Raw genomic sequence first — 14,087 nt, 5'->3', positions numbered from 1 at the left:
CGCACGAAGGCGCCGCCCTTGCCCGGCTTGACGTGCTGGAACTCGATGACGTTCCAGAGTTGGCCGTCGATGCTGAGAACGCTGCCGTTCTTGATGTCGTTGGTGGTAGCCACGAGGGACGAGCTTAGCCCCCGCACGCCCCCCGGCGGTTCCGGGCTAGTAGCGTGAACGAACGCCGTCAGGAGGCATCCCGTGGAGCACCCGAACTCCAGAGAGCGCTCAGGAACCGCGGACGGCGCGCAGCGCGAGTACGTACGAGTCGAACCCGAATCCGGCGATGACTCCCGTCGCCACACTCGAGATGACGCTGGTGTGCCGGAAGACCTCACGTGCGTGCGGGTTCGAGATGTGCACTTCGACGAGCGGGATGCCTGCCGAGGTCACCATCCGGGCCGCATCCGAGAGTGCGTAGCTGTAGTGCGTGAAGGCGCCGGGGTTGACGATCACGGGCGTTTCGGTGTCGACCGCCTCGTGCATCCAGCCGATCATCTCCGCCTCGTCATCGGTCTGGCGCAGGTCGATCTCGACCGTGTCGCCCGCTTGCCCGGCGAGCAGCACGCGGAGGGCCGAGAGATCCTGAGCCCCGTAGACGTCGGGTTCGCGGCTGCCGAGGCGACCGAGGTTGGGGCCGTTGAGAACCAGTACGCGCGACATCAGTGCAGGATCGGGATCTGCAGCGGGTACTTGAACGCCTCGCCGCGCGATGCCCGCACGGCGCCGAGGATCGAGAAGATGAGCTGCAGGATGCCGGGCACGAGGAAGAGCAGGATGCCCACCGGGATCAGGATCACCGTGAAGATGCAGATCCAGCCGACGACGATCGCGACCCAGATCGTGATGTTGAAGTTGAACGAGGTCGCCGCAGCCGTACGGACGAGTCCTCCGCGCTCGCGCCAGATGAGCCAGACGAGCAGCGGGCCGACCCAGCTCAGCCACCCCGCGGTCAGCACGAGGGCGATGATCGGCGAGAGGTGGGCGAGGACGGCGAGGGTGCGGTCGTCTCCGGAGGCGGGCGAGCCGTTGACGGGCTGAGGCGTGGTCATGGGTTCATTCTCCCTCAGCGACGTTCTGGTAGGCGAGGAACAGCAGCGAGTCGTCGGGGCCGTCGAGTGTCGTCGCGCGTCCGACCCCGTCGAGCACGATGAAGCGCAGCATCCCGGCGCGCGCCTTCTTGTCGCGGCGCATAGTCGCGAGCAGGGTCTGCCACCGCGCGAGCGGGTAGCTGGTCGGCAACGACAGCGACGACAGGATGCGGCGGTGCCGGTCGACGTCGGCGTCGGAGAGGTTGCGGGTGAGCCGCGACAGCTCCGCAGCGAAGACCATGCCGATCGCGACGGCCGCGCCGTGCCGCCACTGGTAGCGCTCGGCGTGCTCGATCGCGTGACCGAGCGTGTGGCCGTAGTTGAGGATCTCCCGCAGCCCCTGCTCGGTGAAGTCCTCGCCGACGACTCGCGCCTTGACGCCGATCGCGAGCTCGACGACGCGGCGGAACTGCGGCGTGCGCGGGTCGGTCACGGCGTCGACATCCGCTTCGATGACGTCGAGGATCTCGGGCTCCGCGATGAAACCCGCCTTCACGATCTCGGCGAAGCCCGCGAGGATCTCGTTCTTCGGCAGGTCGTCGAGCAGCTCCAGGTCGCACAGCACGGCGCGCGGCGCATGGAACGCACCGACGAGGTTCTTGCCCTCCGCGGTGTTGATGCCGGTCTTGCCTCCGACCGCGGCATCCACCATGCCGAGCACGGTGGTCGGAACCTGCACGACGTCGACGCCGCGCAGCCAGGTCGCCGCGACGAATCCGGCGAGGTCGGTCGTCGCTCCCCCGCCGAGCCCGAGGACGGCGTCGGTACGGGTGAAGTCGGTCTGTCCCATGACGCCCCAGCAGAATGCCGCGACCTCGACGCGTTTCGCGCCCTCGGCATCCGGCACCTCCGCGAGGTAGACCTCGTAGCGGCCCGAGAGCTCCTCTCGGAGGGCCTCGGCGCGCGCGGCGAGCGGCGGCGCGTGCACGACGAGCAGCTTCGCCGCCTTCGGGCCGAGCACCGCGGGGAGCCGATCGAGCAACCCGCGGCCCACGAGCACGTCGTAGCCGGGCGTGCCGGCCACGGTGATGGTGGTCACGTCAGCCATGCGGCGATCCCCCGGGCGATGTCATCGAAGCGGCCCGTCGAGGTGTCGACGGTGTGGTCGGCGAGCGAGGCGTAGATCGGCCGCCGCTCGGCGAAGATGCGCTCCCAGTCGGCGATGCCGTTCGCGACGAGCGGTCGCTTGCCGGCCTCGAGCGAGAGCCGACCCGCGACGACGTAGGCGGGTGCGTGCAGGAAGACGACGGTCTGCTCGCGCAGGTCGGCCTGCGTGTCGGCGTCGAGCACCGCTCCCCCGCCGAGTGACACGATCCCGTCGGACCGCAGCGCCTCGGTGACGGTGTCGCGCTCGATCGCGCGGAACGCGGGCTCGCCCTGGTCGCGGAAGATGTCGGCGATGGCGCCGTGCCGAGCCACGATCACCTGGTCGGTGTCGAGGAACCCGACACCGAGGTACCGGGCGACACGTTTGCCGACTTTCGTCTTGCCGGACGCCATCGGGCCGACGAAGACCGCGCGCGGACTCACGCGATGCTCATTCGGGTGCTGACGACGGCGCCGTGCGCAGCGTCTCGGGGATCGCGGCGAGGTAGGCCTCGAGGTTGCGTCGCGTCTCGCCCACCGAATCTCCGCCGAACTTCTCCAGCACGGAGTTCGCGAGCACGAGCGCGACCATCGCCTCCGCGACGACACCCGCCGCGGGCACGGCGCAGACGTCGGAACGCTGATGGTGCGCCGCCGCGGCCTCGCCGGTCGCGACGTCGACCGTGCGCAGCGCGTGCGGCACCGTCGCGATGGGCTTCATGCCGGCGCGCACGCGCAGCAGCGTGCCCGTCGACATCCCGCCCTCGATACCGCCCGCGCGGTCGGAGAGCCGCGTGATGCCGTCGGCCCCGATGACGAGCTCGTCGTGCGCCACCGAGCCGGGGCGCGTCGTCGTCGTGAAGCCGTCGCCGACCTCGACCCCCTTGATCGCCTGGATGCTCATGAGCGCGCCCGCGAGCTGCCCGTCGAGCCGGCGATCCCAGTGCACGTAGGAGCCGAGCCCCGGCGGCACGCCGTAGGCGAGCACCTCGACGACCCCGCCGAGGGTGTCGCCGTCGTCGTGAGCACGGTCGACCCGGGCGACCATCGCGGCGGAGGTCTCCGCGTCGAAGCAACGCAGCGGATCGGCGTCGAGCGTCGCGACATCGTCGGGTCCGGGAAGCGCAGCGCCCTCGGGCGCGTGCACCTCGGCGATCGAGAGCGTGTGGGCGACGAGCCGGATGCCGAGCTCGCCGAGGAACGCCCGCGCGACCGCGCCGAGCGCGACCCGGGCCGCCGTCTCACGGGCGGACGCGCGCTCGAGCACGTTGCGCGACTCCGGGAAGTCGTACTTCTGCATGCCGACGAGGTCGGCATGGCCCGGCCGGGGACGCGTGAGGGCCGCACCGCGACCCTTCGGCAGCGTCTCGGGGTCGACCGGCGATGCGCTCATGACGTCGACCCAGCGCGGCCACTCGGTGTTCCCGACGCGCAGCGCCACGGGTCCACCCATCGTGAGGCCGAACCGGATGCCACCCGAGATGTCGAGGGCGTCCTCCTCGAACTTCATCCGGGCGCCGCGGCCGTACCCGAGCTTGCGGCGCTGCAGGTCGTCTTGGATCTGCTCCCGCGAGATCGGAACGCCCGCGGGCATCCCCTCGAGGATCGCCACGAGTTCGGGCCCGTGTGATTCCCCGGCGGTCAACCAACGCAGCATGGTGACCATCTTTCCAGGTCGGCGGAGCGTTTCAGTTCCGGGGCGACGGCTCAGGCAGCCCGGCCGCCCGGCGCATCGCGGCGACGACATCCTCTTCGTCGTCGAGAGCACCGCCCTCCTCGCCGGTCACGAAGATCCGCACCTGCTCGATCGCCTGATGCAGCAGCATCTCGAGGCCGTTGACGACGAGCGCCTCGCGGGCGGCCCACCGCGCCGCCCGCGGCGTCGGCCACGGGTCGTACGGCACCTCCATGAGCGCACCCCCGAGATCGGCCTCGGGGACGTCGTCGGGATCGGCGTCGCCCGGGAGGGTGTTGATGACCAGGTCGGCGCGCACGGGGACGTCGGCCCCGTAGAGCCGCCATTCGGTGTGAACGCCGAGCCGGTCGCCGAGCCGCTCGAGCGCCGTGATCCCGTCGAGGCTGCGGCCCGAGACGAGGATGCGCGACGCACCCAGGCGAGAGGCGGCGAGGAACGCGGAGGCGGCCGTGTTGCCGGTACCGATGACATGCGCGGTGTCGACATCGGTCACGCCGTGATCGTGGAGTGCTCCGACGATGCCCGCGATGTCGGTGTTGAACCCACGTGGCCCCTCAGAGGCGAGCAGCACCGTGTTCGCCGCGCCGGAGATCTCGACCGCCTCGGTGCGGTCGACGAGCAGCGGCAGCACCTCGCGCTTGAGCGGCATCGTGAGCGACAGCCCACGCCACTCCGAGCTGAGACCCTCGACGAACGCCGGCAGGGTGCCGGAGCGCACTTCGGCCCGCGAGTAGTCCCACGGCAACCCGAGCACGGCGTAGGCGGCCGCGTGCAGCTGCGGGGAGCGCGAGTGGTCGATGGGCGAGCCCAGCACCGCGAGGCGACGGGCGCCCCGGTCGGCAGGGCTCACGCGCAGTACGACGCGTTCTCGTCGCTCTCCCGGCACCACGCGTACAGGCGCTGCGCCGCCGCCTCATGCTCCGACGCCGTCTCAGAGAACACCGTCTCACCCGTCTGCAGGTTGATCGGCACGAAGAACAGCCACGGTCCTTCGACGGGAGCGATCGCGGCCTTGATCGCCTCCTCGCCGGGCAGTCCGATCGGACCGTACGGCAGGCCGGGGTGGAAGTAGGTGCTGTACAGGTTGTCGGGGTTCTGCCGCTCCTCCTCCGTCGTCCACACCGTGTGTGTGTTGCCGGTGCCGTAGGCGACGGTCGCGTCGGATTCGAGCAGCATCCCCTGCTCGATGCGGTTGGTGAACACCCGCGCGATCTTGTACATGTCCTCGACGTTCGGCCCCGACTCGCGCTGCACGAGGGCGGCCATCTTCAGAATGTCCAACCGGTTCTCGGGTGCGACGCCGTTCGCGTCGAGCACCTCGATCATCCGGTCGACCGTCACCTGAATCGCCTCGACCGCCGTGATACCCGGGTCGAACTGGTAGGTCGCCGGGAACATCCAGCCCTCGATATTGGGCGACTCCGCCGGGATGCCGAACTGCGTGTAGTCGGCGGCCTCGGCCTGCAGTTCTTCGAGCGGGATCTCGGTCGCGAGGGCGATCTGCTCGAGAGCGGCCTCGTAGCTCTGACCCTCGGTGATGAGCACCTGGTTGACGAGCTGGTTGGCGGGGTCGGTAACGGCCGCGACGGCCGACTCGGCGCTCATCTCGCCCTCGAGGCGGAAGCTGCCGGGGAAGAACACGACGGGATCGCCGTCGGCCTCGCGCGCCAGGAGGTAGTCCCACACGGCGTCGAACGACAACGTCACGCCCTCGTCGTGCAGTTTCCGAGCGACGTCGTCGCCGAAATCGTTCTGGGAGATCGTGACGATGACCTCTTCGCCGTTGCCCGTGCTCGTGTAGTCGTTGGGCAGCTCCCAGCCGAGGTACTCGCGCACCTGGTCTTCATAGTTGAGCCAGACGAACGCCGCGGCGCCGCCGCCGCCCGCGAGGAGCACGGCGACGATCGTGAGAACGGCCACGAGGGCGCGACGCTTCTTCTTCGGCTTCGCCTCGACGGACCCGCCGCCGGAACGCGAGCCACGACGAGAGCTCGCCTGATCCTCCTGCTCGCGCAGCTGACGTCGGGTGAGCGCCTCGCCCGACGCGTCGCTCGACGGCACCCGGGTCTGCGCGGTCGCTTCGGCGGCGGCGACGGCGAACGGGTCGGACGACCGCACGCCGGGGTAGGCACCGGTGCCCGGCTCGGGAGACTGCGCGGGCCGTTCAGGTCGCACCGGTTCTCCCCCGGCGGGACGGAAGATGTCGTCCCAGCTCGGTTCGTCAGCCACGTCAGCTCTCCTCGTCGGGGTCGACCTGCACCCCGGGCGGGCGGCCCGACGAGCGCTCGAGGTCGAGGGCGTTCTGCAGGATGATAACAGCGGCGACTTGGTCGATCACGGGACGCGAACCCTTGGTGCGTCTCCCCGCGGCGTGTAGCGCGCGCTGCGCTGAGACGGTCGAGAGCCGCTCGTCGACGAGCCGCACCGGGATGTCGACCCAGGCCGCGATCGACGCCGCGAGCTCGCGGGCGTCCGTCGTCGAGGCCGTGTCGCCGCCGCTCAGCGAGAGCGGGAGTCCGACGACGATCTCGACGGCGCCGTGCTCCTCGACGAGCAGCCGGAAGCTCCGCGGGTCGGCGTCCGCGCGCGCGAGGGTGGCGACGGGCGTCGCGAGCAGCCCCTCGCGATCGCACGACGCGATCCCGACGCGCGCCTTTCCGACGTCGACGCCGAGGCGTACGCCCGCCCGCACGTCAGCGCCGATTCTCGATCACAGCGGCAGCGCCGCGCGGATGCCGTCGAGCGCCGCGCCGATCGCCGAGGCATCGGTGCCGCCGCCTTGGGCGAGGTCGTCCTTGCCGCCGCCTCCGCCGCCCAGGGTCGCCGCCGCCTGCTTGGCGAGCACGCCCGCCTTGGCGCCGGCATCCCGAGCCGCCTGGTTCGTGGCGACGATGACCGCGGGCTTGTCGCCGACGCGCGCCGCGAGTGCCACGACGGCGGAGTCGGCGCCGAGTCGCTCGCGCACGGTCGTGGCGAGCGAGCGCAGCTCGTCGGCCGACGCGAGCTCCCCGAGGTCTTCCACGACGGCGAGGAAGGCACCGAGACGCGTCGCATTCTCGACGAGCGCGGGGACGCGGCCCGAGAGCTTCTGCGCCTCGAACGCCGCGATCTTCTTCTCCGCCGCTTTGAGCTGCTCGACGAGGCTCTGGATGCGCTCGGGAAGCTGCTCACGCGGCGTCTTGAGCGACGACGTGAGCTGGCCGACGATCGCGCGCTCCGCCGCCAGGTCTTTGAACGCGTCGAGCCCGACGAGCGCCTCGACGCGGCGGTTGGTCGATCCGACGCTCGACTCGCTGACGAGGTTGACGAGCCCGACCTCCGCCGAGGAGCGCACGTGGATGCCCGCGCACAGCTCGCGCGACCAGCCGCCGTCGCCGATGTCGACCATCCGCACGGTGTCGCCGTACTTCTCGCCGAAGAGCGCCATCGCACCCGCGGCCTTCGCCTCGTCGAGCGACAGGATGCGCGTCGTCGTCACGAGGTTGTCGCGCACGGCGCCGTTCGCGATGTCCTCGATCTCGCTGCGCGTCTCCGGGCTGAGCGCCTGGTTCCACGAGAAGTCGAGCCTCATGTAGCCGGCCTTGTTGAATGATCCCGACTGGTGCGCCTCGGAGCCGAGGGTCTGCCGCAGCGCGGCATGCACGAGGTGCGTCGCGGAGTGCGCCTGCGCCGCCGCGTGACGGTACACCGGATCGACGACGGTCGTGGCCGCAGCATCCACCGCCACCTCGCCCGAACGCACCTGCACGGTGTGGCTGATGAGCCCCTTCACGGGCCGCTGCACGTCGAGCACCTCGAGATCGAAGCCGTCGCCGACGATCGCCCCCTGATCGGCCGCCTGACCACCCGACTCCGCATAGAGCGACGACTCGGCGAGGATGACCTCCGCGACCTCCCCGACGGTCGCCGACGCTACCGGCTGGCCGTCGACCAGGATGCCGAGCACCGTCGTCTCGGTCTGGAGCGCGTCGTAGCCGGTGAACACCGTCTCGCCCTTCGCCCGCAGGTCGGAGTACACCGCGAGGTCGGCGATCGCGCCCTTCTTGGCCTTCGCATCGGCCTTCGCGCGCGTGCGCTGCTCGGTCATGAGCTTGTCGAACGCGTCGCGGTCGACCGTGAGGCCCGCCTCTTCCGCGATCTCGAGCGTCAGGTCGACCGGGAAGCCGAAGGTGTCGTGCAGGAGGAACGTCGTGTCGCCCGGCAGGGTCGACGAACCCGCCTTCTTCGCGTCCGCGACGGCGACGTCGAGGATCGTCGTGCCGCTCGCGAGGGTCGAGAGGAAGGTCTCCTCCTCGCCGAGCGCGAGGCGCGACGTGCGATCCCAGTTCTCCTCGACCTCGGGGTAGGCGTCGCGCATCGCGTGGCGGCTCGCGTCGAAGAGCTCTGCGAACGACGGCGCGTCGACGCCGAGCAGGCGCATCGAGCGGATCGCGCGGCGCAGGAGGCGACGCAGGATGTAGCCGCGTCCCTCGTTGCCCGGCGTCACACCGTCCGTCATCAGCATCAGGGACGAGCGCACGTGATCGGCGATGACGCGGAACCGCACGTCGTCGCCGTGGTCGGCGCCGTACTTCTTGCCGGAGAGTTCGACGGCCCGGTCGAGCACCGGCCGCACCTGGTCGATCTCGTACATGTTGTCGACGCCCTGCTTGATGAAGGCGACGCGCTCCATGCCCATGCCGGTATCGATGTTCTTCTTCGGCAGCTCGCCGACGATGTCGAAGTCGACCTTGCTGCGCACGTTCTGGATCGCGTACTGCATGAAGACGAGGTTCCAGATCTCGACGTAGCGGTCGTCATCCGTCGCCGGGCCGCCGTCGGCACCGTAGGACGGGCCGCGGTCGAAGAAGATCTCCGAGCACGGGCCGGCAGGCCCCGGCTGCCCCGTCGACCAGTAGTTCGAGTCCTTGCCGAGGTTCTGGATGCGGTCGTCCTTCAGGCCCGCCACCGACTTCCACAGCTTCCGCGCCTCGTCGTCCTCCTCGTAGACGGTGACCCAGAGGTCCTTCTCGTCGAAGCCGAGTCCTCCGGCGCTCTCCGGCGTCGTGAGGAGCTCCCAGGCGTAGCCGATCGCGCCTTCCTTGAAGTAGTCGCCGAACGAGAAGTTGCCGTTCATCTGGAAGAACGTGCCGTGCCGAGGCGTCTTGCCGACCTCTTCGATGTCGTTCGTGCGGATGCACTTCTGCACGCTCGTCGCGCGCGGGTACGGCGCGGGCACGACCCCCGTGAGATACGGGATGAACGGCACCATGCCGGCGACGGTGAACAGCAGGCTCGGGTCGTCGCTGACGAGAGACGCGGAGGGCACCACGGTGTGGCCGCGCTCCCCGAAGTAGGTGAGCCAGCGGCGTTGGATGTCGGCGGTCTGCACGGATTGCTTCCTGGTTCGGAGTGAAAGGGCGTGGCGGACCGCTGGCCGACGCGAGTCGACCGGGCGCGATCAGCCCTAGAGGTTGCCGAGGGTGCTCTTGAGCTCGGCTTCGCGGCTCTTGTAGCCCGTGACGACCGCGTCGCCGAACTCGCGAGCCTTCTGGTCGACATCGGAGAAGAACTTCTGTCCCTCCGGCGTCTTCGCGACCTGGTGGGCGATGACGAAGCCGGCGGCGACGCCGACGGTGAGCAGCAGCAGACCCTTCATGGGGGTTCCTCTCAGGGGACGACGACGGGGAAGCCTTCAGTCTAGGACTGACGACTTCCCCGTGTCTGAGTGTGGGACGTTAGCGGGCCGCGTAGTACTCGACGACGAGCTGGACCTCGGCCGTGACCGGAACCTCGGCACGCTTCGGGCGGCGCACGAGGCGCGCCTGCAGCTTGTCGAGCTCGACCTCGAGGTAGGCCGGGGTCTTGGGCAGCACGTCGACGTGTCCGCCGGCGGCCGCGACCTGGAAGGGCTCGGTGCCCTCCGAGCGCTCCTTGACGTGGATGACCTGGCCCGGCTTCACGCGGAACGACGGGCGGTCGACGATCTGGCCGTCGACGAGGATGTGGCGGTGCACGACCATCTGGCGCGCCTGCGCCGTGGTGCGGGCGAACGCCGAACGCAGCACGAGCGCGTCGAGACGCATCTCGAGCAGCTCGACGAGGTTCTCACCCGTCAGACCCTGAGTGCGGCGGGCCTCGTTGAAGACGATACGGAGCTGCTTCTCGCGGATGCCGTACTGCTCGCGCAGACGCTGCTTCTCGCGGAGACGGACGGCGTAGTCGCTGTCGGCCTTGCGCTTCGTGCGACCGTGCTCACCCGGAGCGTACGGACGCTTCTCGAGGTACTTCGCGGCCTTGGGCGTCAGCGGGATGCCGAGCGCGCGGGAGAGACGGACCTTACGGCGGTCCTGGGACTTGGTGACCAAGATGAAGCCTTCCAACCACGTGGCCGCGTCTTTCGCGACTCACAGACGTACACACCCCGTCCCACCCTGAGTCGGAGGCACGTCGACGCCGCCGGAGTGATACGAAGGGGATGTGTTGGCGATGACCAACCGACAAAGACTACCAGACGAGGGTCAGCCCGGCATCGGTGGTCGAGTAGCGTCCGCCGGACGCGCGTCGAGGCCCTGCGCGGACCGGTCTCGACACGCCGCTGCGCGGCTACTCGACCACTGAGACGCCCTACTCTCCCCGCAGGATCGCGCGGATCTTCTCCAGGCGCGCGGCGACATCACGCTCGTACCCGTGACCGGTCGGGTCGTAGTAGCGCGTCCCGACGAGCTCGTCGGGGAGGTACTGCTGCGCCGCGACACCGTTCGGATGGTCGTGCGAGTACAGGTATCCCTTGCCGTGTCCGAGCCGCTTCGCGCCCGGATAGTGCGCGTCGCGTAGCGGCGGAGGGATGCGACCGATGCGACCGGCCCGCACGTCGGCGATCGCGGCATCCAGCGCCTTGTAGGAGGCGTTCGACTTGGGTGCGGTGGCGAGGTAGACCACGGCCTCCGCGAGCAGGATGCGGCCCTCCGGCATCCCGATGAGAGCGACGCCCTCGGCCGCCGACACCGCGAGGGTGAGTGCCTGCGGGTCGGCCATCCCGATGTCTTCGGCGGCGCTGATCATGACGCGACGCGCGATGAAGCGCGGATCCTCTCCCGCTTCGATCATGCGGGCGAGGTAGTGCAGCGAGGCGTCGACGTCGGACCCGCGGATGCTCTTGATGAACGCCGAGATGACGTCGTAGTGCTCGTCGCCCTGCCGGTCGTAGCGCAGCAGCGCCCGGTCGACCGTGCGGGCGACGAGGTCGGCGGAGATCGCCGGGATGCCGTCGCCATCGTGCTCCGCCGCGGCCGCCGTGCCCGCCGCCTCGAGTGCCGTCAACGCCCGTCGCGCGTCACCCGACGCGAGGCGGATGATCGCGGCGCGTGCGTCGTCGTCGAGGGTCACGGAGCCCGCCAGACCGCGGGCATCCTCGACCGCCCGATCGACGAGCAGCGCCAGGTCGTCGTCGCCGAGCGGCTGAAGGGTCAGCAGCAGGGAGCGTGACAGCAGGGGCGCGACCACGGAGAACGAGGGATTCTCGGTCGTCGCAGCGACGAGGATCACCCAGCCGTTCTCGACCCCGGGCAGCAGGGCGTCCTGCTGGGCCTTCGTGAACCGGTGGATCTCGTCGAGGAAGAGCACCGTCGACACGCCGTACAGGTCGCGGTCGGCGCGCGCCTTCTCCATGACCTCGCGCACGTCCTTGACGCCCGCGGTCACCGCCGAGAGCTCGACGAACCGACGGCCCGACGAGTGGGCGATCGCCTGTGCGAGCGTCGTCTTGCCGGTGCCGGGCGGGCCCCAGAGGATGAGCGACACGGCGCCCGACTCCCCCGTCGTGTCGTTCGCGAGGTTCACGAGCGGCGAGCCGGGCTTGAGCAGGTGCGACTGGCCGGTCACCTCGTCGAGCGAGCGCGGTCGCATCCTCACCGCGAGCGGAGCCGAGCCGGCGCGGAGTCCGGGCTGGGCGTTCACCGGGCCATCGTAGCCGCGGGCTGCGACGGCGCCCTGCGCCGCGTCGCGTCGTCCGACGTCGCGGGATCGGGCCAGTAGAGTTTCCCCCGGCAACGGAAGGGCACGACACGTGGCACAGGGCAAGCAGCAGCGCGGTTCCCGGGAGGCGGCGGATCGCCTCAAGCGATACGAGGCGCGTCAGCAGTTGAACGCGACGCAGAACCGTCGCCGGGTGCGCGACAACGTCGTCGCCGTCGCCGGCATCGTGCTGGTCGCCGCCCTCGCGGGTCTGACCCAGGTCGCCTACTTCTCGTGGGGTCCGGGCATGCCGACCCCCGAACCGACCGAGACCGCCGCCGCGGGTCAGAACGTCGGGGCTCCCCCGACCGACCTCGCGGAGGACCGCGTCTGGACCGGTGAGTTCACCTTCAACGAGACTCCCGTGGGAATCGAGCTCGACGGCACCGTCGCGCCCCAGGCGGTCGCCGGTTTCGTGCAGGACTTCGGCCAGACCTACTACCCCGGCAAGACCTGCCACCGCCTCGCCGGCGATCTGTCGTTCCTGCAGTGCGGCTCGGTCGACGGTGTCGGCGGTCCCGACCCGCTCTACTCGTTCGGCCCGATCGAGAACGCGCCCGCCGACGACCTCTACCCGGCCGGCTCGATCGCGATGGCCCGCGGCTCAGACCCCTACAGCAACGGACACCAGTTCTTCATCGTGCTCACCGACACCACCCTCGACGGCTCGACGGGCGGCTACTCGATCGTCGGAACCGTGACCTCGGGTCTTGAGGATCTCAAGGCACTCGTCGCCGGCGGTGTCGACCCGGCCGCCGTCGGCTCCGACGGGGGCGGGGCGCCGGCGCAGAGCATCACGATCACCGACTTCACGCTCCAGTAACGTCCGCACTCGCCGTGGGAGCGGCGCGGCGCCGTGCAATAGGCTGAGTCCCCAGTCCGGACGGAGGCTTCCGGGCGCGCGCCCCTCCACCTGAGTTGGGCATCGACAGCGAGGATTTTCAGTGGCGAACGAAGAGGCCTGGGGCCGAGTCGGCGACGACGGCACGGTGTACGTGCGCGAAGCCGACGGTGAACGCGCGGTCGGCTCCTACCCCGACGCGACGCCCGAAGAGGCTCTCGCCTACTTCGAGCGCAAGTTCACCGAGCTCCAGGGGCAGGTCGCCCTGCTCGAACAGCGCGTACGCGGCGGCGCGCCTGCGGCCGACGTCGCCAAGGCGATCGCGTCCCTCAGCGAGGCGATCGCCGGCGCGAACGCCGTCGGAGACCTCGCCTCGCTCACCGAACGTCTCGGCAAGCTCTCCGGCAGCGTGGGGGAACTCACCGAGAAGCAGTCGGCGGAGGCCCGCGCCCTCGTGGATGCCGCGCTCGTGGAGCGGGAGGCGCTCGTCGCCGAGGTCGAGGCGCTCGCCGGGCACGACCCGGCCAAGGCGCAGTGGAAGCAGGTGTCGTCGAAGCTCGACGAGCTCTTCGGCCGCTGGCAGGCCGCGCAGAAGGACGGCCCGCGCCTGCCGAAGGCGGCGAGCGACGACCTCTGGAAGCGGTTCCGCGCGGCGCGCGCGACGCTCGAGACCCAGCGCAAGTCGTTCTTCGCCGAGCTCGACAGCACCCACAAGGAGGCGCGCACGCGCAAGCAGGAGCTTGCCGAGCGTGCCGAGGCCCTGCAGAGCAAGGGCACCGCCGGCATCCCCGACTACCGTCGCCTGCTCGACGAGTGGAAACTCGCCGGACGGGCCGGCAAGAAGGTCGACGACGCCCTCTGGGCGCGCTTCAAGGCCGCAGGTGACGCGCTCTACGCCGCGAAGGCGGAGGTCGACGCGCGCGACAACGAGGAGTTCGCCGGCAACCTCGAGCAGAAGCTCGCGCTCCTCGACGAGGCCGAGAAGCTGCTCACCGAGACCGACCGCGACGTCGCCAAGCGCACTCTCACCGGCATCCAGCGCCGCTGGGATGCGATCGGCAAGGTGCCGCGCGACTCGCTGCGGTCGGTCGAAGACCGCCTGCGCAAGGTCGAGGCCGCCGTCAAGAAGCTCGACGACGATCACTGGAACCGCACCGACCCCGAGAAGGTCGCGCGGTCGAGCGGGTTCGGCGCGCAGCTCTCCGACGCGATCCAGAAGCTCGAGCGCGAACTCGACGCAGCCAAGGCGGCCGGCGACAAGCGCAAGATCCGCGAAGCCGAGGATGCCCTCGAAGCCCGCCGAGCCTGGCTGAGCGCGCTCGACGACTAGGGCGCTCGACGGCCGGCCCTTCACCGGTTCTCCCCGACGCGCGCCGTCCACCGATCG

General features: G+C 70.2%; 14 protein-coding genes and 1 pseudogene. 2 read left to right on the top strand and 13 right to left on the bottom strand.

From position 1 onward, the window contains the following. From ACO1X9_RS16020 to ACO1X9_RS15960, 13 genes and pseudogenes are all read right to left on the bottom strand, one after another. Positions 1-113 (bottom strand): annotated as a pseudogene (locus ACO1X9_RS16020) (elongation factor P); the annotation flags it as partial. 106 nt (positions 114-219) lie between these two features. Further along, entirely contained in the window at positions 220-654 is a 435-nt protein-coding gene (locus ACO1X9_RS16015; protein ID WP_486351850.1) for a type II 3-dehydroquinate dehydratase, read from the bottom strand. Then, positions 654-1,043 (bottom strand): DUF4870 domain-containing protein, encoded by a 390-nt coding sequence (locus ACO1X9_RS16010; RefSeq protein WP_486351849.1) that lies wholly within the window; start codon positions 1,041-1,043, stop codon positions 654-656. The genes ACO1X9_RS16015 and ACO1X9_RS16010 overlap by 1 nt, the downstream gene beginning before the upstream one ends. A gap of 4 nt (positions 1,044-1,047) precedes the next feature. Beyond that, positions 1,048-2,130 carry a 3-dehydroquinate synthase gene (gene aroB, locus ACO1X9_RS16005; RefSeq protein WP_486351848.1) on the bottom strand — a complete coding sequence of 361 codons (1,083 nt, stop codon included), beginning with the start codon at positions 2,128-2,130 and terminating at the stop codon, positions 1,048-1,050. After that, on the bottom strand, positions 2,118-2,612 hold the full coding sequence (locus tag ACO1X9_RS16000; protein ID WP_486351847.1) for a shikimate kinase: 495 nt from the start codon (positions 2,610-2,612) through the stop codon (positions 2,118-2,120). Before ACO1X9_RS16000 ends, aroB begins: the two co-directional genes overlap by 13 nt. Positions 2,613-2,619: 7 nt before the next feature. Beyond that, the gene (gene aroC, locus ACO1X9_RS15995) at positions 2,620-3,825 is read right to left on the bottom strand and encodes a chorismate synthase (RefSeq protein ID WP_486351846.1); all 1,206 of its coding nucleotides are present in this window, start codon (positions 3,823-3,825) and stop codon (positions 2,620-2,622) included. A gap of 31 nt (positions 3,826-3,856) precedes the next feature. Continuing rightward, a complete protein-coding gene (locus tag ACO1X9_RS15990) occupies positions 3,857-4,714 on the bottom strand; it encodes a shikimate dehydrogenase (protein WP_486351845.1) in 858 nt (285 codons plus the stop codon). Next, entirely contained in the window at positions 4,711-6,093 is a 1,383-nt protein-coding gene (mltG, locus tag ACO1X9_RS15985; RefSeq protein WP_486351844.1) for an endolytic transglycosylase MltG, read from the bottom strand. Before mltG ends, ACO1X9_RS15990 begins: the two co-directional genes overlap by 4 nt. A 1-nt stretch (position 6,094) precedes the next feature. Continuing rightward, positions 6,095-6,556 carry a Holliday junction resolvase RuvX gene (gene ruvX / locus ACO1X9_RS15980; protein WP_486351843.1) on the bottom strand — a complete coding sequence of 154 codons (462 nt, stop codon included), beginning with the start codon at positions 6,554-6,556 and terminating at the stop codon, positions 6,095-6,097. Positions 6,557-6,574: 18 nt separating this feature from the next. Then, positions 6,575-9,235 (bottom strand): alanine--tRNA ligase, encoded by a 2,661-nt coding sequence (alaS, locus tag ACO1X9_RS15975; protein WP_486351842.1) that lies wholly within the window; start codon positions 9,233-9,235, stop codon positions 6,575-6,577. Between the two features lie 75 nt (positions 9,236-9,310). Next, positions 9,311-9,502 (bottom strand): hypothetical protein, encoded by a 192-nt coding sequence (locus ACO1X9_RS15970; RefSeq protein ID WP_486351841.1) that lies wholly within the window; start codon positions 9,500-9,502, stop codon positions 9,311-9,313. Between the two features lie 79 nt (positions 9,503-9,581). Further along, positions 9,582-10,211, bottom strand: a complete 630-nt coding sequence (gene rpsD, locus ACO1X9_RS15965; RefSeq protein WP_486351840.1) for a 30S ribosomal protein S4 — start codon at positions 10,209-10,211, stop codon at positions 9,582-9,584. A 259-nt stretch (positions 10,212-10,470) separates the two neighbouring features. After that, positions 10,471-11,751, bottom strand: coding sequence for a replication-associated recombination protein A (locus ACO1X9_RS15960; RefSeq protein ID WP_486351853.1), 1,281 nt, complete (start codon positions 11,749-11,751; stop codon positions 10,471-10,473). A 160-nt stretch (positions 11,752-11,911) separates the two neighbouring features. On the opposite strand from ACO1X9_RS15960, the gene ACO1X9_RS15955 reads away from it, so the two are divergent. After that, on the top strand, positions 11,912-12,682 hold the full coding sequence (locus ACO1X9_RS15955; RefSeq protein ID WP_486351839.1) for a peptidylprolyl isomerase: 771 nt from the start codon (positions 11,912-11,914) through the stop codon (positions 12,680-12,682). A gap of 121 nt (positions 12,683-12,803) precedes the next feature. Further along, complete coding sequence (locus tag ACO1X9_RS15950; RefSeq protein WP_486351838.1) at positions 12,804-14,030, top strand: DUF349 domain-containing protein; 1,227 nt, start codon at positions 12,804-12,806, stop codon at positions 14,028-14,030. The last annotated feature ends 57 nt before the right edge of the window (positions 14,031-14,087 follow it).

The sequence above is a fragment of the Pseudolysinimonas sp. genome (assembly GCF_057350545.1).
Note: the sequence above shows the minus strand (reverse complement) of the source record. Positions and strands in the feature narration are given on the sequence as shown.